This is a genomic window from Ignatzschineria sp. RMDPL8A (genome assembly GCF_029815055.1).
Classification (GTDB): domain Bacteria; phylum Pseudomonadota; class Gammaproteobacteria; order Cardiobacteriales; family Wohlfahrtiimonadaceae; genus CALZBJ01.
Map to the genome: position 1 here is coordinate 94,419 of NZ_JAPPWA010000002.1, position 26,913 is coordinate 121,331.

The window sequence follows — 26,913 nt, forward strand, 5'->3', positions numbered from 1 at the left end:
ATCGATTTGGCTTCCTGAGAATCTCTCCCTATAATAGAGAATCCTATTTAAATGACGGCGTTAATCGGCCGTTATATTATTGACGAGACCCCTCATTCATGCGCATTCAAGCCGATCAGTTACCGCAATTACTTCCCCAAAATTCTGCGTGGCGCGGACTTTTGGTCGCGGGCGATGAACCCTATTTGGTCATCGAGGCGCAGGATTTTGTACGGCATTTTTTACGGGATCAAGCGGGCTTTTTAGAGCGGGATCTCTTTGAGGTGGCTAGCGGATTTGATTGGAATGATTTTCGTGAATCAACGCAGAGTCTTTCGCTCTTTTCTGAACGAAAAATTGTAGAACTCCGCTTTCAAAATCGCCCCGATACCGTGGCGCAGCGGCACCTACTTGAATATTTCGAAAACCCCTCCCCCGATATATTCCTACTAGTGAGCGTTCCGCGCTTAACGAATCAACAGCTGAAAGCCAAATGGGCGGACGCTTTTGATAAAAAGGGCGCAGTGATGCCGATCTATCCGCCGCGACCTTATGAATATCCCCGCTGGATTGTCGCTCGTGCCCGTCAAAAAGGATTGAGGCTTTCGGATGATGCGATCGATCTTTTAGCGGTTCATAATGAGGGGAATCTCTTTTCGGTGATGCAAGAGCTCGATTATCTTGCGCTCTTTTATGGCAATGATCCGGTAAGCGGAGAGGGTCTAAAAGAGGCGTTGACGCAAAGCTCGCGGTTTATCACTTTTGATCTTGGCGATGCGCTATTGGCCGGCGATATTGAGCGAATTTTCCGCATTATTGATGGCCTTCGTGAAGAGGGAGAGCCGGCCACTCTTGTCAACTGGGTGCTCCACAAAGAGATCGCAACTCTTGGCATGATGAAAGCGGAACTTGATAATGGTGCACCGATGCAAGAGGTACTGAAAAGTGTGTGGCAAAATAAACGCCCGCTCTATCAAGGGGCACTGAGACGATTTTCGCCCAAATTGTGGCAACATTTAGCGGAGATGCTCGTCCAGATCGATGAAGCGATCAAAGGGGAGTTGAAAGAAGATCCTTGGAATGCTATTTTGCGCGTCTCTTTTGCGTTAGCAGGCAAACGCCTCCTTTCGCTAAGTGCCACGGTGACGCCTTAATTAAATCAACCAAAATTGAGGGATAACGCCATGAGTGATGCACTTTTTCATGAAACGCACAACAAGGATAGTTTTATGCAGTTAGATGCGATGGTGGAAGCGGTATTAATGGCCGCAAAAGCCCCTCTTACCATTAATGATTTATGCGATATTTTTAGAGAAAACGGCATCAGCAATGATGAGATGACCGAGGTGCTCGAAGCGCTCCAAGAGACTTTGTCGGGGCGGGGTGTTGAGCTGGTGGAAGTGGCAAGTGGTTGGCGTCTTCAAGTGCCGGCGCGCTATAACCATTGGGTGGAGCGTCTTTTTGAAGAGCGTCAAGAGCGCTACAGTTCAGCCCTTTTTGAAACGCTTGCGCTTATTGCCTATCAGCAACCAGTTACCCGCGGGGAGATTGAATCGGTGCGCGGCGTTGCGGTGAGTACCAATATTATTCGCACTCTTGAAGAGCGTGAATGGATTAAGGTGGTGGGCCGTAAAGAAACGCCCGGTCGCCCACTTTTATATGCCACAACTGAAAAATTTCTCGATGATTTTAATCTCAAAAGTTTGGAAGAGTTGCCACTTCTTGAAGATTCTATTTTGCTCGATGAAGCGAAACAGCGTGAAGTGGAATTTAATGAGACGCAAACACGGCCCGCCTCGGCGTAAAAATAAAATCTGCTTAACCGGCTCGATTCTTCTATACTGATTCTTTTAATATCAAACACAACAAAGGGTCTATGTTCAAACCATTATCCCTCTATATCGGCCTGCGTTACACGGCTGCAAAACGGAAAAACAATTTCATCTCATTTATCTCATTTGTCTCGATTGGAGGCATTGCGCTCGGCGTGATGACGATGATTGTGGTGCTCTCGGTGATGAATGGCTTCCAAAAAGAGGTGGCTGAAAAGAGTACTGAGATGGCCTTTCATAATCAGGTAATGAGTGATACGGGCAAATTGTCCGATTGGCAGCGACTGCTCGATCTGCCGGAAAAGATTCCCAATGTGATTGGCGCAGCGCCGTTTGTGAAGAGTCAGGGGCTTGTTAATGCCGATGGCGATATGAAGCCGGTGCTTATTTTTGGCGTCGATGGCGCGTATGAAGGGGCGGTCTCCAATGTTAATGACGCGGTGAAAACCATTGAAGAGGGTGCGTGGAAAGCGGCGGATTTTACCCTGTTACAGGAGGGGGAATTTGGCATTATTTTAGGCAAGAGTCTTGCGACGGATTTCCGCGTGACGATTGGTGATTATGTCTCGCTTGTTACCTCCGATATTAATGTCACTGTCGTTGGCGCCTCGCCGCGGTTAAAGCGCTTTAAAGTGGTTGGGCTCTATGAGGCGGGGCTTTATGATTATGAAAAGAGCCATGTTTTTGTCCATTTAGAGGATGCGGCGCGCCTCGCTAAACTGCCGAAAGGCGATGTCAGCGGGATTCGTCTTAAACTTGAAAACCCGATGCGAGCCCACGATACGGCGCTTGCGGTACAGCGCTATCTTGGCTTTGATAATGATCTTACGGTCTATACTTGGATCGATCAATTCTCTGCGATCTATAAGATGATCGAGATCGAAAAGATCACCATGTTTATTATTATGAGCCTCATTGTGGCGGTGGCGGTGTTTAATGTGGTGTCGATGCTGGTGATGGTGGTGACGGAAAAACGCTCGGAAATTGCGATTTTACGCACGCTCGGCATGCGCCCGCGCAGCATTATGTTTATCTTTATGGTGCAAGGCACCTTTATTGGCTTTTTTGGGGCGTTGATCGGGATTGTGCTTGGGGTGTTAATCGCTTCAAATGTACAGCCGATCGTCCATTTTGTGGAAAATCTGCTGGGTAAAACGATCTTTGAACCGAGCGTCTATCCGGTGTCGGAAATCCCCTCGCTCATTTTGGCAGGGGATGTCTTTTTAGTGTCGGGTATTGCGTTTATCTTAGCGAGCTTAGCGACGCTCTATCCTGCGTGGAAAGCGGCACGCACTCAACCGGCGGAGGCGCTACGTTATGAATAATGAGATCGTATTACGAGCGGTCAATCTCTCGAAATCATACTTTGATCAAAAGCATGAGGTGGAGGTGTTTCGCGATATCAATCTTGAAGTGCGCCGTGGTGAAAAGATCGCCATTGTCGGCGCGTCAGGATCGGGAAAAAGTACGTTGATGCACATTCTTTCGGGGCTTGATCGCCCAACGCGCGGCGATGTCTATCTTAAAGAGGTGCACTTTAATGTGGCATCTGAAGCCAAACGTGGGGTGCTCCGTAATCAACATTTAGGCTTTATCTATCAATTTCACCATCTATTACCGGATTTTACTGCGCTCGATAATGTGGCAATTCCACTAGTGATTGGGGGATTGTCGGTTAAAGCAGCGCGGGTTGAGGCGGATCGATTACTCCATCGCGTGGGTCTTTCGCACAGATTAACTCATAAACCTTCCGCACTTTCCGGCGGTGAGCGTCAGCGAGTCGCGATTGCAAGGGCACTTGTCACAAAGCCCGCGGCCGTTCTTGCTGATGAACCGACGGGGAATCTCGATGAAGAGAATGCGCGGGCGGTATTTGAGCTTTTATGTGAAATGAATGATGAATTTGGAACGGCGTTACTGGTGGTTACGCACGATCGCAGCCTCGCGGCGAAGATGGATCGTTGCTGGGAGATGCGTGATTTTGGATTATCTCAACAGCTATAAGATTGGCAAATAAATAAAAAGGACAAAAAAGGCGTGATGGAGCTTTTATCCGGTTGGATCAATGAATTTATCGATATTTTCTTAAACATTGATGATCATTTAGAGGTGCTCGCCAATCAATATGGCGCGTGGCTCTATCTTATTTTAATTGTGATCGTCTTTTGTGAAACGGGGCTGGTGGTGACGCCCTTTTTACCCGGCGATTCGCTCCTGTTTGCGGCCGGCGCACTCTCGGCGATGGGGATGCTCGAGATCTTCATTCTCTGGGGATCGCTCTTTGTGACGGCGGTGATTGGCGATGCGGTCAATTATCATATTGGGAAGTTTTTAGGGATTAAACCCTTTAAAGAGGATGCGCGGATTTTTAAATTGAAATATCTGCGTAAAACGGAAGAGTTTTATGAAAAGCATGGCGGGAAAACGATTATTCTGGCACGCTTTATCCCAATTGTTCGAACTTTTGCCCCTTTTGTGGCGGGCGCAAGCACGATGTGCTATCGTAAGTTTTTCACCTATAATGTGGTCGGCGCTTTTCTTTGGACCACGTTAATGCTCGGGGCGGGCTACCTCTTTGGAAATATCGCCTGGGTTAAAGATAATTTTTCAGCAATTGTGCTCGGAATTATCTTTGTTTCCTGTCTACCGATCCTCATTGAAGCTGGGCGTGCCTATCTTCAGAAACGAAAAAATAAAGTTGCAACCTTACCCGATAATGATTAGAATTGCGTCAACTGCCCGTAAAGGGAGTCCCCAAACGCTATCGTTCGATGCGTTCGCCTCTTTTATTATCTAATCTCATCTTTAGGTTATTAACAATTTCCCCAATTTATTCCGCGTAAGTGCAGCGGATTACTCAATCTTTATGTAAAAAAGTCTATGAATTTAACAGAATTAAAACGAAAAACAGCACAAGAACTCATTGATATTGCTGAAGAGATGAATCTTGAAGGTTCAGGCCGTGCGAAAAAGCACGATTTAGTATTTAGCATCTTAAATACCTACGCAGCGCAGGGCAACGACATCACGGGCGATGGTGTTTTAGAGGTCTTAAATGATGGCTACGGATTCCTCCGCGGCGTTGATAGCTCGTTCTTAGCAGGGCCCGATGATGTCTATATCAGCCCCTCGCAGATTCGCCGTTTTAATCTCCGTACCGGTGATACCGTCTCTGGGAAAATTCGTCCGCCTAAAGATAATGAAAAATATTTCGCGCTGGTTAAAGTCCAAGAGATTAACTACGAGCCACTCGAAGCGAGCAAACGTAAAATCGCGTTTGAAAACTTAACGCCAATTCATCCAAACGAGCCCTTAAAAATGGAGCTTGGAAATGGATCAAGCGAAGACATCACCGCCCGTTTAATCGATATGGTTGCCCCGATTGGTAAGGGTCAGCGGAGTATGATCGTTGCGCCGCCAAAAGCGGGTAAAACCATCATGATGCAAAATATCGCCCAATCGATCGCGATCAATCATCCGGAAGCCTATCTGATGGTGCTCTTAATTGATGAGCGCCCGGAAGAGGTGACCGAGATGCAGCGTTTAGTCAAAGGCGATGTGATTGCGTCAACCTTTGATGAGCCGGCGCTTCGCCATGTACAAGTGGCGGAAATGGTGATCGAAAAAGCTCGCCGTTTAGTGGAACATGGCCGCGATGTGGTGATTCTGCTCGACTCGATGACCCGTCTTGCACGCGCGTATAATACCGTGGTGCCTTCTTCGGGGAAAGTCTTATCCGGTGGGGTGGACGCCAATGCTCTTCATCGCCCGAAACGCTTCTTTGGTGCAGCACGTAACATTGAAAATGGCGGCAGCTTAACCATTATTGCTACCGCGATGGTCGATACCGGCTCGAAGATGGATGAGGTGATTTTCGAAGAGTTCAAAGGAACCGGTAACTCAGAGATTCAACTTGATCGCCGCATTGCGGAAAAACGCATCTTCCCAGCAATCAACATTAATCGTTCCGGCACTCGCCGTGAAGAGCTTCTTATCGAACCCGATGATCTCCAAAAAATCTGGATTCTGCGTAAGCTCGTTCATCCGATGGATGAGATTCAATCGATTGAGTTTGTCCTTGATCGCATGAAAGAAACCGACACAAATGAAGAGTTTTTTAACTCAATGAAGGGTTAGACTTGCATTTTGTCTAAAGAGTCAGTAAAATTACCGTCTTGAATTATTTTTATGGTAAACACCGATAAGTTGACGAGCTTATCTCGCCATTAAAATAGAACCGGTTTAATTTTAATAATGGATTTAAGAACTATGTCAAACAAAGAAACAAACTACCGCGAAGTGGTATTCCAAGACGTATCAAGCGATTTTGCAATTTTAACGCGTTCAACCGTTAAAACCTCTGAAACAATTAAATGGGAAGATGGTAACGAATACCCTCTTTACAAAGTTGAAGTTTCTTCAGCGTCACACCCATTCTTCACTGGTAAGCAAAACATCCTTGACTCAGAAGGTCGTGTGGATCGCTTCCGTAAACGCTTCGGTCGTTAATCATTTTGATTATCTAAGACTGATAGTGATGGAACAAGAGCATCTTTTCTTCGGAAAGATGCTTTTTTTTGTCTAAAATAAAGCTGCGGATAGAGATCTATCTTGGCACATCGGTCTTAATCCATTTACCTATTTAAAATTTAAAAAAGAGATTCTGTTATGTTGCGCGCTTTGATTCGTTCAATTTTATTTCGCCTTGATCCTGAAAGAGCTCATCATCTCTCGTTGTGGGGCTTAAAAATGTTGGGGCGAGTGCCTTTTTTAGCAAAGAGAATTCGCCGGCATTATGAGGTCACAGATCCGCGACTTGAGCGAACGGTGCTCGGCATTCAGTTTGCCCATCCGGTGGGGATGGCGGCGGGATTTGATAAAGATGCCAAAGTCTTCAATGAGCTCTCGATGCTTGGGTTTTCTTTTGTCGAGATCGGAACGGTGACGCCGAAAGCGCAAACGGGAAATCCGAAAAAACGCCTCTTTCGACTGGTTGAGGATGAAGCAATCATCAATCGTATGGGCTTTAATAATGATGGGGTTCATGCGGCGAAATTACGCTTGATGAAAAATCAAGGCGTGATCGTTGGCGGAAATATTGGTAAAAATAAAGTCACGCCCAATGCCGAAGCGGTGAACGATTATCTCGATTCCTTTAATGAGCTTTTTGAGGTGGTGGATTATTTTGTGGTGAATGTCAGTTCCCCAAATACCCCGAATCTGCGTGATCTTCAGGATAAAGAGCCACTCACGGCACTTCTCAATGCACTTCAAACGGTCAATCTTGCCAAAGAGATCCCAAAACCGATTTTCTTAAAAATTGCGCCAGATTTAACGGAATCACAACTCCTTGATATAATAGAGATTGTGGCAGAGACGCAAATTGGCGGCGTGATTGCGACTAATACCACTCTCGATCGCACTGGACTACAGAGTGCCGACAAGAAGGAAGCGGGCGGGTTAAGTGGCAAACCGCTTACCGACAAATCAACGGCGGTGATTCGGTTTTTACATGAGAAGAGTGACGGCGCATTTCCCATCATTGGGGTGGGCGGGATTCACAGTGCCGAGGACGCGTTAGAGAAGCTCAATGCGGGGGCGATGCTGATTCAACTCTATTCGGGCTTTATCTATGAAGGACCTGCGCTCATTAAAGCCATAAACGAGGCCATTTTGAAAGAGTGTGATTAATAAATTTTATAGGTATCTTTTAATAGAATTTATACATTCGAGTATCTTATTTTTTAATAGAGGTGTATTATCAACATAAGATACAGATAATCAATTTAGTGTTTTAGGCATTTGTTCCAAATCGACTACACAGATCGAATGCAAACGGAAACGATGCGAAAAAGCTTCAGTTAGGAGGAAAGCTATGACTAAAAATACTGTAACTATTACTGATAATAGAGATAATAAAAGTGTTGAGTTACCGATTTTAGAATCGGTTTACGGAAATGATGTAATTGATATCGCGGCATTAAACCGTGATATGCATATGTTCAGTTATGACCCAGGTTACGTATCAACAGCGAGCTGTGAGAGTGCGATCACCTATCTTGACGGGGAAAAAGGGGAGCTGTTCTATCGCGGTTACCCAATTGAGCAATTAGCAGCGAAAAAGAGCTATCTTGAAGTGGTTTACTTACTTTGGTACGGCGAGCTGCCCACCCCAGAGCAAGCGACAAAATTCAAAGAGATCATCATGACGCATTCATTAATGCATGAAAACATGAAAGATTTCCTCCAAGGCTTCCGCTACGATTCACATCCAATGGCAATGCTTTCAGGTTCCGTGGCATCAATGGCTGGGTTCTATCACGATAAACTCGACATCTATGACCCTTACCACCGCGAAGTCATTGCACACCGTTTAATCTCAAAAATTCCAACGATTGCAGCGGCATGTTTCAAACATGGCCGTGGCCAACCTTATCGTTATCCACGTAATGATCTATCATATGCAGGGAACTTCTTACAAATGATGTTCTCAACCCCATGTGCGGATTACGAGATTGACCCAATTGCTGAAAAAGCGATTGATACCCTCTTTATCCTTCACGCAGACCATGAGCAAAACGCATCGACATCAACGGTTCGTTTAGCCGGTTCATCAGGCGCGAACCCATTTGCAGCGATTGCATCGGGGATTGCAAGCCTTTGGGGTGCGGCGCATGGTGGCGCGAACGAAGCGGTTCTTCGTATGCTTGAAGAGATCGGTTCTGTGGATAACATTCCAAAATATATTGACAAAGCGAAAGACCGTAACGATCCGTTCCGTCTTATGGGCTTTGGTCATCGTGTTTATAAAAACTTTGACCCACGTGCGAAAATCATTAAAGGCATCGCGGACCAAGTATTGGCGAAATACGGTAACGATCCATTAATGGAGATCGCGGTAAGACTTGAAGAGATCGCGCTTAAAGATGAGTACTTCATCGAGCGTAAACTCTATCCGAACGTTGACTTCTACTCAGGTATCATCTACAAAGCGTTAGGCATTCCTGTTGAGATGTTCACCCCAATGTTCGCCATTGCGCGTACAAGCGGATGGATCAGCCACTGGGCTGAGATGATCTCAGATCCAAAACTCAAAATCGGTCGTCCACGTCAGCGCTACATCGGTCCTACAAGACGTGACATCGAATAGTTGAATTTTGATGGGTAACAGTAAATAATAGAGGGCGTAGATATAAGGTCTACGCCCTTTCTTTTTATATCGATAGAGGAAATTTATGTCAGTTATCAAATCGTTAATCGCACGTGAGATTTTAGACTCGCGCGGCAACCCAACTTTATGGGTAAAAGCAACGTTAGAATCAGGTGCAGTGGGTGAAGCTGCAGTTCCAAGTGGCGCATCAACCGGTGCAAAAGAAGCGGTCGAACTACGGGACGGCGACAAATCACGTTACGGCGGTAAAGGGGTATTAACCGCATGTTCACACGTGAACAACGAAATCTTTAATGCATTAAACGGAAAAGATGCGTTAGACCAAGCGGCAATCGACCAGATCTTAATCGATCTTGATGGCACACATAACAAAGCAAAATTAGGCGCAAACGCAACGCTCGGAGCATCGCTTGCGATCGCACACGCAGCAGCGGCTGAAAAAGGCTTACCCCTCTATCGTTCGGTTGCGGACCAAGATCGCTACGTATTACCAGTACCGATGATGAACATCTTAAACGGTGGTGCGCACGCAGATAACTCTGTTGATATCCAAGAATTTATGATTATGCCGGTGGGCGTACCGACCTTTGCGGAAGCGGTTCGCTGTGGGGCAGAGATCTTCCACGAACTTCGCAACGTATTAACCGAAAAAGGGTTAGCGACCGGTGTGGGCGATGAAGGTGGATTTGCGCCAAACTTAGGCTCAAACGAAGAAGCGCTTGAAGTGATCATGACCGCGATTAAAGCGGCGGGTTATGAAGCAGGGAAAGATGTATTCCTAGCACTTGATATCGCCTCATCAGAATTCTATAAAGAGGGCAAATATCAGCTCGAATCAGAAGGCAAAGCGTACACCTCAGAAGAGTTTGCAAAATTCCTCGAAGATTGGGTGAACCGCTATCCAATTATCTCCATTGAAGATGGTATGGATGAAGAAGATTGGGAAGGTTGGGAAATCTTAACGCGTCTAGTCGGCGACCGTGTTCAACTCGTTGGCGATGATCTTTTTGTAACCAACACTGCCATCTTAAAACGCGGAATTGATGAGAAAATTGCGAACTCAATTTTAATCAAACCAAACCAAATCGGTACCTTAACGGAAACCATCAACGCGGTGAATATGGCAGACGAAGGGGGCTTTACCTCAGTGATGTCACACCGTTCAGGCGAAACAGCGGATACCACCATTGCGGATTTAGCGGCAGCAACGGCCAGCTCGCAAATTAAAACCGGATCACTCTGCCGTTCAGACCGTGTCGCGAAATATAACCGTCTGATCTGCATCGAAGCAGAACTCGGCGATAAAGCAGTGTATGCAGGGAAAGATGCGTTTAAATCAGTAAAATTCTAATGGATCCTAATCAAATTTAATCATTTGGTTAGAATTGGTTTAGATTAAAAAATGAAGAGCCCGTCAGCAATGATGGGCTTTTTTTGTGAGCGCGTTTTATCGGTGGGGTTGATGAGGGGTGGAAAATAGTAGACAATTTTTCACATTAAAACGCCATATCATAAATAGGTGAAGGATGAGCGATCATTCTTACCAAACTTAATTGAGATCAATTCTCAATTAGAAATCATTCTTGCATGAAATCGCCGTAAAGCCCATCAGAATGGGCTCATAAGAAAATTAAATTTGAAAGAGGACTGAAATGGTACTATATTAGTCCTATATTTATTTTAAGAGGAATACACCGTTGAGAATTACCCGAGAGACAGATTATGCGATTATTATCGCCACGTTCTTAGCAGAAGAGGAGAGTGCGATGAGCGCCTCTGTAATTGCTGAAGCGTGCGAGCTGAATCTCTCGCTTGCGAGCAAGGTATTAAAATTGCTTGCGCGCGCGGAAATTCTCACCTCCACGCGGGGCGTTTACGGCGGTTATAGCCTCAACCAAGATCCCAAAGCGATCTCTCTACTCGATATTATTGTGGCGATTGAAGGGCCGATGGCGGTCAATGCCTGTGTCGATAGCGAGAATCCCTGTGATCGGATCGAAGAGTGTAATCTTGCCCCTCATTGGCGCATCATCAATCAGAAATTATACGATAACTTTGCCACGGTGAGCTTAGCTGAGCTCCTTGGCAAGCCGGTGAAACTTGCGCGTAAATTAGATGGGGAGACTGAGGTACATCAGTAAAACCGATTCTTAAATCAGTAGATGGAATGTTATGAAGACAGAAAGAGAGTTTTTAGAAGAGGTCGCGCAAGAAGAGTATGCGTACGGCTTTGTGACCGACATTGAGCAGGAGACCTTACCTCCTGGATTGGATGAAGATGTGATCCGCAAAATCTCCGCGATCAAGCGTGAGCCTGAGTGGTTACTGGAATATCGTCTAAAGGCGTATCGCGCGTGGCTTGAGATGGAAGATCCCGATTGGGCGCATCTTAAGATCGAACCGATGGATTATCAATCGATCTCTTACTATTCAGCGCCAAAATCGATGGAAGATGGCCCGAAAAGTTTGGACGAGGTCGATCCTGAGTTGATCGAAACCTATAACAAATTAGGGATTCCGCTAGAAGAGCAAAAAATTCTTGCGGGCGTTGCCGTTGACGCGGTATTTGACTCGGTATCCGTTGCGACAAGCTATAAAGGCCGCCTATTAGAGCAGGGCATTATCTTCTGTTCGTTTAGTGAAGCGGTTCAGGAATATCCTGAGCTTGTGCGTGAATATTTAGGCACTGTGGTCTCTTTTAAAGATAACTATTTCGCAGCGCTCAATGCCGCCGTTTTTACGGACGGATCGTTTGTCTATATTCCAAAAGGCGTGCGTTGCCCGATGGAACTTTCAACCTATTTCCGTATCAATGCGCAAAATACCGGTCAGTTTGAGCGGACCCTCATCATTGCTGATGATAATTCGTATGTCTCATATTTAGAAGGATGTACAGCGCCCCAGCGTTCTGAAAATCAGCTTCACGCAGCGGTGGTTGAACTCGTTGCCAAAGAAGAAGCGGAGATCAAATACTCTACGGTCCAAAACTGGTATCCCGGCGATAAAGAAGGTCGCGGCGGAATCTATAACTTTGTGACCAAGCGCGGTATTTGCCAAGGTCGCCGTTCGAAAATCTCATGGGCGCAGGTGGAAACCGGCTCGTCGATCACTTGGAAATATCCAAGCTGTATCTTAAAAGGCGATGAATCCGTGGGTGAATTCTACTCCGTTGCCCTTGTGAAAGATGCGCAGCAAGCGGACACCGGCACCAAAATGATTCACCTTGGGAAAAACACTAAATCCACCATTATCTCGAAAGGGATTTCGGCGGGTGTGGCGCAAAACTCCTACCGTGGTCTTGTTCGTATGAGCGCAGGCGCAACGGGATCGCACAACTATTCACAGTGTGACTCGCTCTTAATTGGCGATAAATGCGGTGCGCATACCTTCCCCTATATCGACGTTCGCAATGCGAGCTCGAAGGTTGAACATGAAGCGTCCACCTCAAAAATTTCCGAAGATCAGCTCTTTTATTGTCAGCAGCGCGGTCTTACCGAAGAAGATGCCATTAGCCTCATTGTGAACGGCTACTGTAAAGAGATCTTCCAAGAGTTACCGATGGAATTTGCGGTTGAAGCGCAAAAATTAATTGAGATTCGTTTAGAGGGCAGCGTGGGCTAATCAGCCGCCGTGTTGTCAGCACAATAATTTTTGGTAGCGGCAGGGCGATGGGTGTGATGGATCAGATCCTCGCTCAAAAGACCGCTAACCCACAGAATAGAGATAAGAGTACAGTATGTTAGAAATTAAAAATTTACATGTCGAAGTTGAAGGCAAAAAAATCATCAACGGTCTTAACCTCACCATTAATGATGGCGAAGTGCATGCGATCATGGGACCAAACGGTTCAGGTAAAAGTACGCTTGCGAGCGTTATTGCCGGAAATGATACCTATGAAGTCACAGAAGGCTCGATCACTTATAACGGCATCGACCTTTTAGAGCTCGATCCCGATCAGCGCGCCCATTTAGGCGTCTTTTTAAGCTTCCAATATCCGGTCGAACTTCCTGGGGTGAACAACCATTACTTCCTTCGCACCGCGCTAAACAGCATTCGTAAAGCACGCGGAGAAGAGGAGCTCGATGCTCTTGAGTTTTATGAGTCGCTCCAAGAGAAAATGAAGCGCGTTAAGATGGACAGCGCATTCTTAAAGCGTTCAGTGAATGAAGGCTTCTCAGGCGGTGAGAAAAAACGTAACGAAATTCTCCAAATGCTCGTATTAGAGCCAACGCTCGCGATTTTGGATGAAACGGATTCTGGCCTTGATATTGATGCCCTTCGCGTGATTGCTGATGGTATCAACGGACTTCGCGATAACAATCGCAGCTTCTTAATGATCACTCACTATCAGCGTCTTTTAAACTACGTTCAACCGGATGTGGTGCATGTGATGACCGATGGTGAAATTGTAAAAACGGGCGGCAAAGAACTCGCGCTTGAGCTTGAGCAGGAAGGGTATGTAGCGTATCGAGGAGACAATGTCGGCGGTTCAAGAAAAGATCAGTAAGGAGTGGATATGTTAACTAAATTTAAAGAAAATCAACGTGTTGAGCGTTGGAAAGATACTCCTTTTCGCGATATTTTAGCCGTTGAGTGGGAAAAACCCACTGCCGTTGATAGCTTAGGCCCGATCAATGCGGTGCTTCCAGAAGATGCGGTGATTTTAACCATCTATAACGGCGTGGTGAGTGAGCGCTGGATCAATGAGAAACAGCTTCCCGATTCGCTTTTAGTGCGTTTTGAGAATAACACCTTAGACATCCGTTTAGTCAAAGGGGCAACGCTCGATCGTCCGGTGGTGATTCATCATATTTCAGAGGCTACTTCGCCGATTCATATTGAGAGCAAAATCTCCATTCACGCTGAAGAGAATACGCATGCGAGCTTCCTTCTGCTTGAATCTGGGGAAGGGCACTATTTAGCGACACCTGAGATCGATTTTGAGATTAAAGATCATGCCGATATCGAGTGGGTGCGTGTTGTGCTTAACTCCGATGAGAGTTTCTCGGTGATGGAGCTCAATTGTGACCAAGCGGAATCGAGTAAGTTCCACGCGGTGAGCTATCAAAGTCGCGGTAAAATCATTCGTTCCAACATCCGTATGGACGTCAATGGCGAAGAAGCCTACACACAACTTGATGCGCTCAATATCGCAAAAGAGGAACAGCATCTTGCGCACGTGGTGGATATGAGCCACGCAAAACCTGAGTGCGAGAGCAATCAGCAGATCAAAAATATTGTCAAAGATAAAGCGATGACGCTCTTTGATGGTGAGATTCATGTACATGTGGATTCACAAAAAATTAATGCCGATCAGATGACGCGAACGCTGCTACTGAACGATGGCGCACGCACGTTGACGATCCCGCGTTTAGAGATCTATGCCGACGACGTTCAGTGTACGCACGGGGCAACGGTGGGCTTTATGGATCACGATCACATGTTCTATCTGCGCACCCGCGGCCTTAGTGACGATGCGGCGCGCATGCTATTAATGCGTGCATACGGCGCTGAAATTGTCGCGAGCATTGAAAATGGATCGATCCAAGAGTGGCTCTTCCATATCCTCGATAACGATATCGAAGCGCTTCTATAACGGTTAACAATAAAGGGAAGGATTGTTTTATGTCATTATCTTCGATTCGGGCGCAGTTTCCGATCTTTAACCAGACAGTTAAAGGGCACGAAATTGCCTTTTTAGATACCGGTGCATCGGCGCAAAAGCCACAAGTGGTGATCGATGCGGAGCGCAACTGTTATGAAACGTATTACGCCAATATTCATCGCGGGGTTTATCATTTTAGTGAGAAATCAACGGCTGAATATGAAGCGGTACGGGACATTGTCACGGCGTTTATCGGCGGTAATGATTCACGTGAAACCATCTTCACCCAAGGGGCGACTGAGAGCATTAACTTAGTCGCTCACAGTTACGGGCGCTTGGTGTTAAAACCGGGCACAAAAGTGATGATCTCTGAGATGGAGCATCACGCCAATATTGTTCCGTGGCAGATGATCTGCGAGGAAACCGGTGCTGAACTCGTTGTCATTCCGATTACCGATGAGGGCGAACTCATCTATGAAACATTTGAAGCGATGCTCGATGAATCGGTAAAAATTGTTTCGGTAGCACAAGTATCAAACGTGCTTGGTACGGTGAATGATATCGAACGCATTATCACCGCGGCGCACAAAGTTGGGGCAAAAGTCTTAATTGATGGCGCGCAAGGCGTGGTGCATCATCCGCTTAATGTGAAAGCGCTCGATGTGGATTTTTACGTCTTTTCAGGCCATAAACTCTACGCACCGTCCGGCACTGGCGTTCTTTATGGAAAACGCGAGCTTCTCGAGGTGATGCCTCCCTATCAAACCGGTGGCGATATGATCGATTATGTGAGCTTTGAGAAAACTACCTTTGCACCGCTACCCAATAAATTTGAAGCGGGAACGCCCAACATTGCCGGTATTATTGGTTTAGGTGCGGCGATTAAGTGGATTGAAGGGATCGGATTTGAGACGATTGTCGCTCACGAGGCAGAGCTTCTTGAGTATGCCACCTCAGAACTTCTCAAATTATCCGGCCTTCGCATTATTGGCACGGCGCCGGAAAAAGCGGGGGTGATTTCGTTTGTGATTGAAGGAATTCATCCGCACGATATCGGCACACTGCTTGATCATGAGGGTGTTGCAATTCGTGTGGGGCATCACTGCGCGCAACCGTTAATGCGTCGCATGAATGTTCCGGCAACGGCGCGAATGTCGCTCGGGATCTATAATAATCACGCTGACATTGATCGTTTAGTCGCAGGGCTTAAAAAAGTGATTGAGCTCTTTGCTTAATCTGATTCGGAATTTGAGCGTAAAGCAAAAGGTTTCCCGTGAAACCTGAATTAATATCAGTCAGCGCTTTTCAAGTTCTTCGCGAGATGATATTTTAAGTAGAACAATTAATAGAAAACAGCACAATTTTAAAGAGGGATCGCCAACTAGGCGGTCCCTTTTTTTGCCTGTGTTAGGGATTATAAACTCTGCTCGAGCTCGCCCATAAAGTAAAAGTCACGGGTATTAATGGTGATGGTGCGCCCTGATTTTTGCAGATAAACCCCTTTTTCCCCAAGCCGAAAGCTCTGTTGGTTTTTGCCATTTCGCTCAATATCGCTAAGCGGGAGGCGGAGTGTCGGAAAGGTGTTTGACGGCATAATCACAAGTTCTGCACCAAAAGCAGACGCGGTGTAGATTTTAATCTCAATCAGATCCATATCCGGTCCATGATTGGAATTTGCCACGCCGGAATAGAGTCCTAATATCGAATCAAGATCGCATTGAAGGGGGCGAACAGCCTGCCGATTATTAGCAGATTTTTCGAGCAAAATCGGACGAAATCCTGGCTGATACCATTCAATAAAATGCGCGCTATGATCATCTCGAAAGAGCGTGAGCGAAGCATGATCGGCAAGATCGTGGCGATATCCGGATGGGATTTCCCCATTTTGGCCCGATGGTTTAGGCGCTCCAGTAAATGCTGCAAGGGGCAGTGTTTCATTAATGGTGAGTGTTGAATCGACTTCATCCGCATCATCAAGGGGAGCGGTTACCGGCGCATCTTCTGGCTCGATCACAAGCATATCAACAGTTTTAAGCGGAGCATCGGTTTCAAGCGATGTTTCGTCGTTATCTGTGGGCTCATCAGCCGTTTCCGTTGGTGCATGGGCTTCAAGTAATAGTGTGGGTTTAACAAATACTGTGGGCGTTAAATTTCCTGAAAGGGTGAGGGTATTTGCATCGGTTGCCGTCAGATGAAGGGTATGATCGCCCGAGGTATAGTTACCAAACATCTCACACAGATCGGGAAGATGACGGGGCGCTTGAGTGGCTACTTTAGGATTGCCGGGTGCAGCGTAGGCCATGGTTCCTGAGAGAAATGGCACGATTAAGAGCGCAATAAGGGGGTAGCGATGAAGCATAAGACTCTCCATAACAGATTGAAAATAAAGGAAATAAAACCATTATGACAAAGGGTTCCGCGAGCGGGTCTGTCAATCATGGCTTTATTGCTTTATATCAATAAGATCTGTTTGGAGAGTCCCTCAGTTACGACGCGAGTTTCATCAGCACAATCCCGCTTAAAATGAGGATAGCTGCGAGGGCGCGTAAAAAGGTAAAGGGCTCACCTAAAATGATTACGCCCACGATAAATGCACCCACTGCGCCAATTCCCGTCCAGACCATATACGCCGTTCCGAGGGGCAATAATTTCATTGAATAGCTCAATAAAAAAACGCTGATCGCCATAGCGACAACGGTGATAAGTGAGTAGCTGAGAATGGTAAACCCGTGTGAGAGTTTCATCGTATACGCCCAAACGACTTCAAAGAGTCCGGCGATTAAAAGAACAATCCATGCATACATAATTTAATAATCCAATCAGTGAGTATGGGTCGTCCCAAACGATCACATCAGCGCATAATTGCTATGCTAGCTGGCAAACGGCCGTCCATCTGCAGTAAAAATTATAGCAACTCAAGGAGGCATGGGCAAGGGTTTGTTTTTGAGAAAAAGCGCGCTATGCTAAAGGGCAATCAGATGAGGAATTAGGCATGAATGAGACAGATATTTGGAGTAAAAAAACGCTACGCACGCGGTATCGAGCGCGGCGTAAAGCGTTATCGCAAATTGAGGTCTTTCGTCGTTCTTATCGCATTAAAACCCACTTTTTTGAGCAGGATTTAACCGGCGTTCAGCATGTTCATCTATTTTTGCCGATGAGTCGGGAGCGCGAGGTAAATACCTACCTGATTATTATGGAATTGTGGCGCCGCGGGATTAAAACCTCCGTCTCGAAAGTGGTAGGGGATGATTTGATTCATTTTCCCTTTCAAAAAGAGACTGAACTTAAGCGAAATCGCTGGCGGATTGTGGAGCCTGTCAATGAAATCCCGCTCACAGATACAGAGCTTAAAACGATCGATTTAGTGATTATTCCGCTTCTCGTGGCCGATCAAAAAGGAAATCGCGTTGGCTACGGCAAAGGGTATTACGATCGCTTTTTAACACACATTCCCAAAGCGCTCCGAGTGGGCGTGTCACTCTTTCCACCGATTGAAGTGATTGCCGATGTCGATCCGTGGGATGCGCCGTTACACGCACTGATTACGCCAAACTTGCTCTACCTCATTGATTAAAATCAGAAAGCGCCGCAAGGTTTTCCCGCCGACTTTGAATTCATTTTATACTGATTTTATTGATATAACGAATGCATCTTAAGAGGCTGGGAGGTCTATCTTGATGAAGATGAATGAATGGCTCACGCGGGCGCTTGCAGTTGCCATTGAGGCGCATGAGGGGCAACTTGATAAAGGGGGATATCCCTATATTTTGCACCCACTGCGCATGATGCACGAGGCACGAACCATGCCACTTAAAATTGTGGCGCTCCTTCACGATGTGCTCGAAGAGAGTGAGTATACAGTGACCAAATTGCGGGAAAAGGGCTTTCCGGAAGAGATTTTAGACGCGGTGGTGGCGATCACTCGTGAGCCGGAGGAAAATTATGAGGATTATATCGTGCGGGTTTCACAAAATGAGCTCGCCCGAGAGGTGAAACTCACCGATCTGCGGGATAATCTCAATCTTGCGCGTCTACGCAAGCTCGATCAAGCGGATATTCAGCGGATTGAACGCTATCATCGGGCACTGCAATACTTAACGACGCTTTAATAATCGGCGCATCTCGACGAAATTTATCATAAGAATGCTACTATAAGGGGAGTGACAACGCTCCCCTTTTTTTGTGGGCGTGTGACGCATTTTTCCAGAACTGACCATCACCTTTAACCTTCTGAGGATCGATTGAGGGCATATGCTAAAGCGGCGCGATTATTACAGCACGGTATTTCTCTATTTTTTAAAGATTGCAATTGCGCTGACGGGCGCGGTGATTTTTCCGATCTGGCTTGGTGATGGGAAGCTCAGTATCCCCGTTATTTTGGGCGCGGTGGCAGCGGGATTAACCGATATTGACGATAGTTTAAAAGGGCGATTGACCAATACAGTCATTATCCTAGTGCTCTTTTTTATCGCGGCACTTGGCGTGGATGCGCTCCTCCCATATCCCATTTTATTTTTAATTGCGATTATGGCCTCGTCCGCCTTCCTGATCTTTTTGGGCAGTTTAGGGAGCCGGTTTGCCACCATCACCTTCGGGACGCTCGTCATTGTGGTCTACGCGATGCTCACTTATAAAGCGGAACGGCCGTGGTTTTTGCTCCCTTCACTTCTGGTCTCTGGCGCCTTTTGGTATAGCGTCGTGGCTTTTTTATTTAATATTGCGCTCCCCTCTCGGCCGATGCAGGAGGCGCTCGGTAAGTGTTATCAAGAACTCGCGCAATTTTTGGAGGCAAAATCGCTCTTTTTCGATCCCGATGATGATTCCGATTTGACCGAGTGTAAATTACGCTTAACGCAGATCAGTCAAACGCTTGGCTCGACGCTAGAGACGACGCGAATCTCCATTATGCGCCGATTAAAACATGAGCGGGGTCGTCGTAGCGCACGGGCAATTTTAAATTACTATCTCGCAGCACAAGAGATCTTTGAGCGAGCAGGATCGAGCCACGTTGATTACCAAGAGCTTAAAAAAGAGTTCCCCCATTCTGATCTTCTTTTTCGCTTCCAGAGATTGATGTCGGCGCAAGGCTTTGCCTGTCAAAAGATTGCAAGCGAGCTCCTTTATAAAGAGCGCTACCATCACGATGGCCATTTTAAAATGATGTTTACCCGCCTTAAAGAGAGTTTGGGCTATTTAACGCAGGAATATCAGCAAGAATCCCAGCAGCGCCTGCTCTATTCAACGGGGAGCCTGTTGAAAAACTTAAGCGGGATTGATGAAATTCTGCTCTCCTTAGACCGGGAAAAAGAGTTGTTATTAACCGCCAAAGAGAGCGCCGTTCTCTTAGCAGAACCCAAAACTGACAGCTCGCCGATGTTAGAGAGTTGGCGTAAAGTGAGCCGTCATTTCACGCCGGAATCGCCGATTTTCCGCCACGCAATGCGCGTCAGTCTTTTGATGGGGATCGGGTTTATCTTGGCGGAGGGGATGAATCTTATCTATTCGGTGATGGAAGGCGAAACGGTGCGTTTAACGACGCCTTATTGGATTATGCTCACCTCGGTATTTGTCTGCCAGCCCAACTATAGCGCCACCAAAACTCGTACCATTAAGCGTCTTTCGGGCACGGTGCTCGGCGTTGTGGTGACGATGTTTCTTCTAAAATTGGGGCTCTCGCGCGAGGGGCAAGCGCTCTTTGTGGTGATTTCTGGCACGCTCTTTTTTGTGATGCGTCAGGCGCGTTATGCCTATGCCACGGCGCTCATTACCATGATGGTGCTGTTTTGTTTTAACTTAATTGATGCGGGATTTGTTGCCCCAGAGCGCCTTTTAGATACCTTTGTGGGCTCGCTCCTTGCTTGGGCGGCGGTCACTTATATCTATCCGGAGTGGCGTTATCGTCAATTATCGGTGAAGATCGATGCGGTGAAAATGGCGAATGTGGCCTATCTTCACGAGATTGCACAGCAATATCATCATGGGCGCGTTGAAAGCCCGCTCTATATCAAGGTTCGCGATGATGCCGGTGGGCGCGCGGGCGAACTGGTATCGCTCTTTTCGACGCTCACCGTTGAGCCGAAAACGACGCGAGAAACGCTCGATTATCTCTTTAAAGTGCTGGCACTGAATAATACCTTTTTAAGTTATATCTCAGCGCTCGGGGCGCATCGGGCAGCGCTTGGTGATGCGGTGGTGCTAGAGATTTTAGATGAGGCGGTGTCGCGGATTGAGTATTATCTCACCAGGGATGAGCCCCTTGATCTCAATGAACATCAGCGTTTTTTAGTGCGCATTGAAGAGGAGCGTGAAAAATTATCGGTCGATGAGCAGCGGTTAGAGGAGATTTCACTCCATCAAGTGCAGCTTTTATTGCGATTATTACCCGATTATGTGGAAGCGATTCAAACGCCTAAATAAATAGGCCATTTAGCTGATTATAAGCGCTATTAATAGCTCAATTTTCATAGTATAATTTTCCTCTTTTGAAGCAATTGATTATAACGAATGTTTACCCAATCGCCTCAAATATTACGATTATTGGGAACGTATCCATGATAAAAAAATTGCTTACTGCCGGCCTATTAATGGGGTCATTATTATCGTTTAGCCACGCCACCTGTTGGGCGCCGAACTGCTATGGCGCGATTGGATTTGATCCAAAAACCGGCAATGGGGCGGCCTATGTGGATTATACGAGCGCGAATGAAGCGTGGCGCGCGGTAGTTAAAAAATGTCCGGGCTGTGAAAATAGTAAAGGCCTCACCTTTAATAATGGTTGCGGCGTATTGGTCTATTCCCCTTCTCACGACTTTGTGGTCTCCTATTACGGCGGGCAATTACGGGATTTAGAGATCCAAGCGGTCAACGCCTGTTATTCAGAAATTCGCGCCACCGGCCTTAACAAAACAAGTGGCGATAAACGCCGTTCAAGAGTACGAACCAACGAGAGCGGCACCTGCGAAGTTGTGGTCAGTGCTTGCACCTATCGCGTCTATTAATCATTAGGATCATTATGAAAAAACAATTTAAACAAGGCCTCATTGTGCTCGCAAGTGCGGGATTTTTAGTCGGTTGTATCTCGGTGGGTGGCACGAGCTTAGGCTTTGCTAAAACTAAAAAATTCCCCGCAGCGGTAACCAGCTCAAGCGTGTCGCAATACCATCATTTAGGCAAATCGTTTTCCTGTAAAACGCTTGGCGATGTGGTGTCAAAATCGTACAAAATGAGCAAACGCGGAAAGAGCCGAGATGATATCTATTGGGATTTAACGCCGATGGATAGTACCTACGCTGAGCAAGATCTCTATCAGCTCTTAATTGGTATCGGCATGGATTCCGCGACGGCGAGCAATCACACCGTATTTACCGAAGCGTGTCGCAATAATTTCGCGGTCTATCAATCGATCCTAGATGATCAATCGGTAGAACACTTTAAGCGCGTTGATTTTGTCTATCGCACCGTTTATGGCGAAGAGACACGCCTTTATGATGAGTATCTAAAGCGTGAATATTCGAGCATGCGAACCACTAGTCACACCTATGGCGGCTCAAAACGCGATGTGGTGAAAGTGGTAGTGCAAAATAAAAGTAATGGCGGTTTAGATGAGATTGCCAATGAGATTAATAATCTTATTGTGGAAGATGTGCTCGAGATGCTCTATACGCCGGCGATGATGAAAGCGTATAAAGAATCCCCTGAAAAGGTAATGCCATCGCTTGAAACGGTTCGTGCGAAAATGGCGCCGGAGCTTGTGTTAAAACTGGTGAAATAATAAAAACTTGCCTATCTGTGAAAGATCAGTTGGGAAACTGCAGATAGGCAAGGTGCGCTCCGTCAGGAAGATGTCAGTCTAACGGAGCATTAGAGGCTCGTGATATTCGGCCGCTCTAGAGATAGGGCGGCTTTTTTTGTGTTGCGTGCATTTGGTCGCGCCCATCGAGAGTCCAACTACAAAAACACGGCTGCATTTTTTCTGTAGTTGCTCAAGCGCCTCTTCCATCTGTCGAATCCAATCGCGGTAACTGACACCAATAAGATCAGCGGGTTCAGTGCCATGACCTTTCAGTAAGGGAACAGACACCGTGGCAGTAAGATAATTTCTGTTCAAACAGATTTACAAAAGGATTGAAATGTAAAGATTTGATGTCAAAAGGGGATATTGAATGGATGTGCTGATTGCGTGAGCTTGCTCAATGTAAAATCTTGGGAGAATAAGGTAAAGTGTCTTATTTACATTAGATCGAGGTCGGCAGATAGAGAAGAATGATATGAGAAAAATATCAGATTTTTTTAGCGGAATTGCTTTACTGAGTTTTACCTTATTGATGATCGCAATATTTGGCTTTAGTTATGTGGGCGTGTGGATTCAATATACGTTAATCCCCATTTTAGGCATCTCCCTTTTCTTAGGGTGGCTATTTTCGCCTAAAGAGGATGTTGATGAGTAGGCTCCGGACAATAAAAAACCCCGTACCGAATCTCGATACGAGGCTTTTAATTTAAGCGTTTACGCTAAATGAGGGATGATTACATCATGCCGCCCATTCCACCCATGCCGCCCATTGCGCCCATGTCTGGCATACCGCCGTCTTCTTTTGGAAGATCCGCTACCATGCACTCAGTGGTGATGATAAGTGATGCTACAGACGCTGCGTTCTGGATCGCTGAACGGGTTACTTTCGTTGGGTCTAAGATACCCATGTCGATCATGTCACCGTATTCGCCAGTGGCTGCATTATAACCGTAGGTTTCGTTACCTTCTTTAACTGCATTTAATACCACGTCCGCAGGCTCGCCTGCGTTCGTTACGATTTGACGTAAAGGCTCTTCCATTGCGCGAAGGGCAACACGGATACCCGCATCTTGTTCGCCATTTTCGCCTTTAAGGTCTGCGATTTTGTTAAGTACGCGAACGAGTGCAACCCCGCCCCCAGGGACGATGCCTTCTTCAACCGCTGCGCGAGTTGCGTGAAGTGCGTCTTCAACGCGTGCTTTTTTCTCTTTCATTTCAACTTCAGTTGCCGCACCTACACGGATAACCGCAACACCGCCTGCAAGTTTTGCAACGCGTTCTTGAAGTTTTTCACGGTCGTAATCAGAAGTAGCTTCTTCGATTTGCGCTTGAATTTGTTTTACGCGCGCTTCGATGTTTGCCGTTTCGCCAGCCCCATCAACGATCACGGTGTTGTCTTTATCAACGACAACGCGTTTTGCGGTACCAAGGTCAGCCATCGTTGCTTTCTCTAAGCTCATGCCAAGCTCTTCAGAGATCACAGTTGCGCCCGTTAAGATTGCGATATCTTCAAGCATTGCTTTACGGCGATCACCAAAACCAGGTGCTTTAACCGCAGCCACTTTAACGATGCCGCGCATGTTGTTGATCACAAGTGTTGCAAGCGCTTCACCTTCCACGTCTTCCGCGATGATTAAAAGCGGACGACCTGATTTTGCCACTTCCTCTAATACTCCGAGCATTTCGCGGATGTTAGAGATTTTTTTGTCGCAAAGAAGGATCGCTGGATCGTCTAATTCAGCGGCCATTGATTGTTGATTGTTGATGAAGTAGGGCGATAAGTAACCGCGGTCAAACTGCATTCCTTCAACGGTTTCAAGATCATTTTCAAGACCTGAACCCTCTTCAACCGTGATAACGCCTTCTTTACCAACAGTTTCCATTGCTTTCGCGATGATGTTACCGATCTCTTCATCTGAGTTTGCAGAGATGGTACCAACTTGTGCAATCGATTTGTGATCTTCACAGGGTTTAGAGATGTTGCGAAGTTCTGTAACTGCCGCCGCAACCGCTAAATCGATACCGCGTTTTACGTCCATTGGGTTCATGCCTGATGAAACGACTTTCATGCCTTCGCGAACGATCGCTTGAGCCAGTACGGTTGCTGTCGTTGTACCGTCACCTGCGGTATCTGAGGTTCTTGCAGACACTTCTTTAACGAGCTGTGCGCCCATGTTTTCGAATTTATCTTCAAGTTCGATCTCTTTTGCAACCGATACACCGTCTTTTGTTACGGTTGGCGCGCCGAAGCTTTTTTCTAAAACAACGTTGCGACCTTTAGGACCTAAGGTTACTTTTACTGCGTTTGCAAGTGTGTTAATCCCGTTCACCATACGTGAGCGAGCATCTTCTCCAAAACGTACATCTTTAGCCATAATGTTACTTCCTTATATGAGTTAAATTTAATTCAATCGTTTTTCGATGATATGGATTCAAAGGGGGTTTAAAACCAATTAACCTTCGATCACCGCCATGATTTCATCTTCGCGCATTACGATGAGTTCATCGTCGCCCACTTTGACTTCTGTGCCCGCAAATTTGCCGAAAAGCACTTTATCGCCAACCTTCACATCAAGCGCTTTTACGTCGCCATTATCGAGTACTTTGCCTGTACCCACTGCAACCACTTCGCCGCGTGCAGGTTTTTCAGTTGCTGTACCGGGTAAAACGATACCGCCCGCTGTTTTTTGCTCTTCAGCTTCACGTTTGATGATTACGCGGTCATGTAAAGGACGTAATTTCATAATGCTATTTCCTCATAAAAAAATGATTGATATGGTTTTTTCTTCGTTATTAAATTGGAGGATTGGGGCGTTTTCCTGCAAATATGCGGATTTCGCCACGCAATTTCGCTCCTACATGGCAAATAATGGTGATAGGTTTTTATATTTCAAGGGGTAAAAGGGAAAATTTTTACAAAAATTTGCATAAAAAATGATCGATGATGAGAAGTTGGGGATTTTGCGCGATTTCCATTAAACTAGAACGATTCAATCTCGATTATTTAACATTAATTTAGCATGAGTTTAGCAAAAGGATGAGTAAAACGATGGGCATCATGACGGCGTGGCGGAATCTCAAAATTCATCAACAGGTGTTTGCGTTGACGATCCCGATGGTGTTGTCGAATATCTCGGTGCCGCTCGTTGGAACGGTCGATACCATGGTGATGGGGCGGCTTCCCGAGGCGCATAATATGGCGGCGGTGGGATTGGGCAGTGCGCTCTATCTCTTTTTAGTGGGCTGTTTAAATTTCTTGCGCATGGGGACAACGGGCTTTGCCTCTCAAGCGAAAGGGGAAGAGAACGGCGCGAAGGTGCGTCAAATTTTGCTTCAAGCGATCCTTTTAAGTTTTGGGCTTGCGATCGTGGTAGCAATCATTGCACTCCCCTTTTCAGAATGGGCGCTCAATTTATTGCAAACCAAAGAGAGCGTCGCAAGTGGTGGCGCGATAAGTGAGGCAGCGCAATCAAATGAGGCATTTGTGGAGGGCGCTCGGACCTTTTTTAGTTGGCGACTGTGGGGGCTTCCGGCGGCGCTCTTAAATTATACGCTTGTGGGCTGGTTTTTAGGATTGCAAAATGCGCGGATTTCGCTTTTGATTATGCTGGTAACGAATGTGGTGAATATGGCGCTGTCGGTGCTTTTTGTACTCTATCTTCATAAAGGCGTTATTGGGGCGGCGCAAGCGGCGATTATTGCGGAGTGGAGCGGAGCGATCGTCGGGCTCTGGGCGCTTAAATTCCCCCTTAGAAAAATGGTGGGCTCGTGGGATTTTTCCGGCTTGAAACGATTGAGTGAATGGAAGCCGCTCCTTTTTGTGAATCGTGATATCTTTTTCCGTAGCCTAATTTTGCAGATCGCGTTTTTATTGGTATCGATTCGAGGCGGGCGCTTAGGGGAAGAGACGGTGGCGGCCAATATGATTATCTTAAATGGGCTCCTTATTATTTCTTATTTACTCGATGGATTTGCCCATGCGATTGAGTCGCTTTGCGGGCATGCAATCGGGGCGAAAAGCCGGACGAAACTCCGCGATACCCTCATTGTCGCCGGTGGTTGGGGGCTCATTGTCAGCCTTATTTTTGCCGTGGGATTTGTCTTTTTAGGGAAAGGATTTATTAATCTTTTAACGCATATTGAGAGCGTGCGTGAGGCGGCCTATCCGCTCATTCCATATTTGACGATGTTGCCGCTGATTGGCGTTTGGAGCTATCTCTTTGACGGGCTCTTTATTGGGGCAACGCGGGCGAAAGAGATGCGCGATTCGATGTTTGTAGCGTTTGCTTTTGCGCTCATGCTCGGGGCGATCTTATACCCCTTTGGCAATCACGGGCTTTGGATCGCTTTTTTAAGTTTTATGGCGCTGCGTGGCGGTTTACTTGGCTGGATTGCTTATCGCATTGATCAGCGTGATGAGTGGATTGCAGGCTAATTGAAGGCTTGAAAATCGGAGATAAAACCTGAAAAGAAAACGCCCTGTGAAGTTGACGGTAAGGTCATTTTTTCGCAGGGCGTTTATGTGCGATTA

The 26,913-nt window shown here is 46.5% G+C and carries 27 protein-coding genes; 22 read left to right on the top strand and 5 right to left on the bottom strand.

Annotated features, from left to right (window positions below; translation table 11 throughout):
- Positions 1-98: 98 nt before the first annotated feature.
- The 15 genes from holA (at position 99) to OXI21_RS01975 (ending at position 15,822) form a co-directional block, all read left to right on the top strand.
- A complete protein-coding gene (gene holA, locus OXI21_RS01905; protein ID WP_279617858.1) occupies positions 99-1,133 on the top strand; it encodes a DNA polymerase III subunit delta in 1,035 nt (344 codons plus the stop codon).
- A gap of 30 nt (positions 1,134-1,163) precedes the next feature.
- Positions 1,164-1,784 (top strand): SMC-Scp complex subunit ScpB, encoded by a 621-nt coding sequence (gene scpB / locus OXI21_RS01910; RefSeq protein ID WP_279617859.1) that lies wholly within the window; start codon positions 1,164-1,166, stop codon positions 1,782-1,784.
- Between the two features lie 71 nt (positions 1,785-1,855).
- On the top strand, positions 1,856-3,136 hold the full coding sequence (locus OXI21_RS01915) for a lipoprotein-releasing ABC transporter permease subunit (RefSeq protein WP_279617860.1): 1,281 nt from the start codon (positions 1,856-1,858) through the stop codon (positions 3,134-3,136).
- Positions 3,129-3,815 carry a lipoprotein-releasing ABC transporter ATP-binding protein LolD gene (gene lolD / locus OXI21_RS01920; protein ID WP_279617861.1) on the top strand — a complete coding sequence of 229 codons (687 nt, stop codon included), beginning with the start codon at positions 3,129-3,131 and terminating at the stop codon, positions 3,813-3,815. Before OXI21_RS01915 ends, lolD begins: the two co-directional genes overlap by 8 nt.
- A gap of 36 nt (positions 3,816-3,851) precedes the next feature.
- Positions 3,852-4,535 carry a DedA family protein gene (locus OXI21_RS01925; RefSeq protein WP_279617862.1) on the top strand — a complete coding sequence of 228 codons (684 nt, stop codon included), beginning with the start codon at positions 3,852-3,854 and terminating at the stop codon, positions 4,533-4,535.
- 156 nt (positions 4,536-4,691) lie between these two features.
- Positions 4,692-5,948 (top strand): transcription termination factor Rho, encoded by a 1,257-nt coding sequence (gene rho / locus OXI21_RS01930; protein ID WP_279617863.1) that lies wholly within the window; start codon positions 4,692-4,694, stop codon positions 5,946-5,948.
- A gap of 132 nt (positions 5,949-6,080) precedes the next feature.
- Positions 6,081-6,320 carry a type B 50S ribosomal protein L31 gene (locus tag OXI21_RS01935; protein WP_279617864.1) on the top strand — a complete coding sequence of 80 codons (240 nt, stop codon included), beginning with the start codon at positions 6,081-6,083 and terminating at the stop codon, positions 6,318-6,320.
- Positions 6,321-6,479: 159 nt separating this feature from the next.
- Entirely contained in the window at positions 6,480-7,502 is a 1,023-nt protein-coding gene (locus tag OXI21_RS01940) for a quinone-dependent dihydroorotate dehydrogenase (protein WP_279617865.1), read from the top strand.
- Positions 7,503-7,686: 184 nt separating this feature from the next.
- Entirely contained in the window at positions 7,687-8,961 is a 1,275-nt protein-coding gene (locus OXI21_RS01945; protein ID WP_279617866.1) for a citrate synthase, read from the top strand.
- A gap of 85 nt (positions 8,962-9,046) precedes the next feature.
- Positions 9,047-10,333: a phosphopyruvate hydratase gene (gene eno, locus OXI21_RS01950; RefSeq protein ID WP_279617867.1), complete on the top strand. Its 1,287-nt coding sequence runs from the start codon at positions 9,047-9,049 to the stop codon at positions 10,331-10,333.
- A gap of 346 nt (positions 10,334-10,679) precedes the next feature.
- Positions 10,680-11,123, top strand: coding sequence for an SUF system Fe-S cluster assembly regulator (locus OXI21_RS01955; RefSeq protein WP_279617868.1), 444 nt, complete (start codon positions 10,680-10,682; stop codon positions 11,121-11,123).
- 31 nt (positions 11,124-11,154) lie between these two features.
- Positions 11,155-12,603, top strand: coding sequence for a Fe-S cluster assembly protein SufB (gene sufB, locus OXI21_RS01960; RefSeq protein WP_279617869.1), 1,449 nt, complete (start codon positions 11,155-11,157; stop codon positions 12,601-12,603).
- A gap of 115 nt (positions 12,604-12,718) precedes the next feature.
- Entirely contained in the window at positions 12,719-13,489 is a 771-nt protein-coding gene (gene sufC / locus OXI21_RS01965) for a Fe-S cluster assembly ATPase SufC (RefSeq protein WP_279617870.1), read from the top strand.
- A 9-nt stretch (positions 13,490-13,498) separates the two neighbouring features.
- Entirely contained in the window at positions 13,499-14,578 is a 1,080-nt protein-coding gene (locus tag OXI21_RS01970) for a SufD family Fe-S cluster assembly protein (RefSeq protein ID WP_279617871.1), read from the top strand.
- Between the two features lie 29 nt (positions 14,579-14,607).
- A complete protein-coding gene (locus OXI21_RS01975; protein ID WP_279617872.1) occupies positions 14,608-15,822 on the top strand; it encodes a cysteine desulfurase in 1,215 nt (404 codons plus the stop codon).
- Positions 15,823-16,001: 179 nt separating this feature from the next.
- Here the strand turns inward: OXI21_RS01975 and OXI21_RS01980 are convergent, their stop codons facing one another.
- Both OXI21_RS01980 and OXI21_RS01985 read right to left on the bottom strand, forming a co-directional pair.
- Positions 16,002-16,946: a hypothetical protein gene (locus OXI21_RS01980; RefSeq protein ID WP_279617874.1), complete on the bottom strand. Its 945-nt coding sequence runs from the start codon at positions 16,944-16,946 to the stop codon at positions 16,002-16,004.
- A 127-nt stretch (positions 16,947-17,073) separates the two neighbouring features.
- Entirely contained in the window at positions 17,074-17,391 is a 318-nt protein-coding gene (locus tag OXI21_RS01985; protein WP_279617875.1) for an SMR family transporter, read from the bottom strand.
- Between the two features lie 188 nt (positions 17,392-17,579).
- Between OXI21_RS01985 and OXI21_RS01990 the strand changes: the two genes are divergently transcribed.
- The 5 genes from OXI21_RS01990 (at position 17,580) to OXI21_RS02010 (ending at position 22,361) form a co-directional block, all read left to right on the top strand.
- Positions 17,580-18,164 (top strand): 5-formyltetrahydrofolate cyclo-ligase, encoded by a 585-nt coding sequence (locus tag OXI21_RS01990; protein WP_279617876.1) that lies wholly within the window; start codon positions 17,580-17,582, stop codon positions 18,162-18,164.
- 103 nt (positions 18,165-18,267) lie between these two features.
- Positions 18,268-18,699 carry a hypothetical protein gene (locus OXI21_RS01995; RefSeq protein ID WP_279617877.1) on the top strand — a complete coding sequence of 144 codons (432 nt, stop codon included), beginning with the start codon at positions 18,268-18,270 and terminating at the stop codon, positions 18,697-18,699.
- A 142-nt stretch (positions 18,700-18,841) separates the two neighbouring features.
- Entirely contained in the window at positions 18,842-21,007 is a 2,166-nt protein-coding gene (gene yccS / locus OXI21_RS02000) for a YccS family putative transporter (RefSeq protein ID WP_279617878.1), read from the top strand.
- 134 nt (positions 21,008-21,141) lie between these two features.
- The gene (locus tag OXI21_RS02005) at positions 21,142-21,588 is read left to right on the top strand and encodes a DUF4189 domain-containing protein (RefSeq protein ID WP_279617880.1); all 447 of its coding nucleotides are present in this window, start codon (positions 21,142-21,144) and stop codon (positions 21,586-21,588) included.
- Positions 21,589-21,602: 14 nt separating this feature from the next.
- Positions 21,603-22,361, top strand: coding sequence for a hypothetical protein (locus tag OXI21_RS02010; RefSeq protein ID WP_279617882.1), 759 nt, complete (start codon positions 21,603-21,605; stop codon positions 22,359-22,361).
- 78 nt (positions 22,362-22,439) lie between these two features.
- Here OXI21_RS02010 and OXI21_RS02015 read toward each other — a convergent pair whose 3' ends face one another.
- Complete coding sequence (locus OXI21_RS02015) at positions 22,440-22,697, bottom strand: hypothetical protein (RefSeq protein WP_279617883.1); 258 nt, start codon at positions 22,695-22,697, stop codon at positions 22,440-22,442.
- Positions 22,698-22,857: 160 nt separating this feature from the next.
- Here OXI21_RS02015 and OXI21_RS02020 point away from each other — a divergent pair, with 160 nt between their 5' ends.
- Positions 22,858-23,037 (top strand): hypothetical protein, encoded by a 180-nt coding sequence (locus OXI21_RS02020; protein ID WP_279617884.1) that lies wholly within the window; start codon positions 22,858-22,860, stop codon positions 23,035-23,037.
- Between the two features lie 79 nt (positions 23,038-23,116).
- On the opposite strand, the gene groL is transcribed toward OXI21_RS02020, so the two are convergent.
- Both groL and groES read right to left on the bottom strand, forming a co-directional pair.
- On the bottom strand, positions 23,117-24,760 hold the full coding sequence (gene groL, locus OXI21_RS02025; protein ID WP_279619387.1) for a chaperonin GroEL: 1,644 nt from the start codon (positions 24,758-24,760) through the stop codon (positions 23,117-23,119).
- 75 nt (positions 24,761-24,835) lie between these two features.
- Complete coding sequence (groES, locus tag OXI21_RS02030; protein ID WP_279617885.1) at positions 24,836-25,126, bottom strand: co-chaperone GroES; 291 nt, start codon at positions 25,124-25,126, stop codon at positions 24,836-24,838.
- 293 nt (positions 25,127-25,419) lie between these two features.
- Here groES and OXI21_RS02035 point away from each other — a divergent pair, with 293 nt between their 5' ends.
- Positions 25,420-26,817, top strand: a complete 1,398-nt coding sequence (locus OXI21_RS02035) for an MATE family efflux transporter (protein WP_279617886.1) — start codon at positions 25,420-25,422, stop codon at positions 26,815-26,817.
- The last annotated feature ends 96 nt before the right edge of the window (positions 26,818-26,913 follow it).

Excerpts from the sequence above, each read along its gene's own strand:
- holA (WP_279617858.1), top strand. The coding sequence starts at position 99 with ATGCGCATTCAAGCCGATCAGTTACCGCAATTACTTCCCCAAAATTCT.
- scpB (WP_279617859.1), top strand. The coding sequence starts at position 1,164 with ATGAGTGATGCACTTTTTCATGAAACGCACAACAAGGATAGTTTTATG.
- OXI21_RS01915 (WP_279617860.1), top strand. The coding sequence starts at position 1,856 with ATGTTCAAACCATTATCCCTCTATATCGGCCTGCGTTACACGGCTGCA.
- lolD (WP_279617861.1), top strand. The coding sequence starts at position 3,129 with ATGAATAATGAGATCGTATTACGAGCGGTCAATCTCTCGAAATCATAC.
- OXI21_RS01925 (WP_279617862.1), top strand. The coding sequence starts at position 3,852 with ATGGAGCTTTTATCCGGTTGGATCAATGAATTTATCGATATTTTCTTA.
- rho (WP_279617863.1), top strand. The coding sequence starts at position 4,692 with ATGAATTTAACAGAATTAAAACGAAAAACAGCACAAGAACTCATTGAT.
- OXI21_RS01935 (WP_279617864.1), top strand. The coding sequence starts at position 6,081 with ATGTCAAACAAAGAAACAAACTACCGCGAAGTGGTATTCCAAGACGTA.
- OXI21_RS01940 (WP_279617865.1), top strand. The coding sequence starts at position 6,480 with ATGTTGCGCGCTTTGATTCGTTCAATTTTATTTCGCCTTGATCCTGAA.
- OXI21_RS01945 (WP_279617866.1), top strand. The coding sequence starts at position 7,687 with ATGACTAAAAATACTGTAACTATTACTGATAATAGAGATAATAAAAGT.
- eno (WP_279617867.1), top strand. The coding sequence starts at position 9,047 with ATGTCAGTTATCAAATCGTTAATCGCACGTGAGATTTTAGACTCGCGC.
- sufB (WP_279617869.1), top strand. The coding sequence starts at position 11,155 with ATGAAGACAGAAAGAGAGTTTTTAGAAGAGGTCGCGCAAGAAGAGTAT.
- sufC (WP_279617870.1), top strand. The coding sequence starts at position 12,719 with ATGTTAGAAATTAAAAATTTACATGTCGAAGTTGAAGGCAAAAAAATC.
- OXI21_RS01970 (WP_279617871.1), top strand. The coding sequence starts at position 13,499 with ATGTTAACTAAATTTAAAGAAAATCAACGTGTTGAGCGTTGGAAAGAT.
- OXI21_RS01975 (WP_279617872.1), top strand. The coding sequence starts at position 14,608 with ATGTCATTATCTTCGATTCGGGCGCAGTTTCCGATCTTTAACCAGACA.
- OXI21_RS01980 (WP_279617874.1), bottom strand. The coding sequence starts at position 16,946 with ATGCTTCATCGCTACCCCCTTATTGCGCTCTTAATCGTGCCATTTCTC.
- OXI21_RS01985 (WP_279617875.1), bottom strand. The coding sequence starts at position 17,391 with ATGTATGCATGGATTGTTCTTTTAATCGCCGGACTCTTTGAAGTCGTT.
- OXI21_RS01990 (WP_279617876.1), top strand. The coding sequence starts at position 17,580 with ATGAATGAGACAGATATTTGGAGTAAAAAAACGCTACGCACGCGGTAT.
- OXI21_RS01995 (WP_279617877.1), top strand. The coding sequence starts at position 18,268 with ATGAAGATGAATGAATGGCTCACGCGGGCGCTTGCAGTTGCCATTGAG.
- yccS (WP_279617878.1), top strand. The coding sequence starts at position 18,842 with ATGCTAAAGCGGCGCGATTATTACAGCACGGTATTTCTCTATTTTTTA.
- OXI21_RS02005 (WP_279617880.1), top strand. The coding sequence starts at position 21,142 with ATGATAAAAAAATTGCTTACTGCCGGCCTATTAATGGGGTCATTATTA.
- OXI21_RS02010 (WP_279617882.1), top strand. The coding sequence starts at position 21,603 with ATGAAAAAACAATTTAAACAAGGCCTCATTGTGCTCGCAAGTGCGGGA.
- OXI21_RS02020 (WP_279617884.1), top strand. The coding sequence starts at position 22,858 with ATGAGAAAAATATCAGATTTTTTTAGCGGAATTGCTTTACTGAGTTTT.
- groES (WP_279617885.1), bottom strand. The coding sequence starts at position 25,126 with ATGAAATTACGTCCTTTACATGACCGCGTAATCATCAAACGTGAAGCT.
- OXI21_RS02035 (WP_279617886.1), top strand. The coding sequence starts at position 25,420 with ATGAGTAAAACGATGGGCATCATGACGGCGTGGCGGAATCTCAAAATT.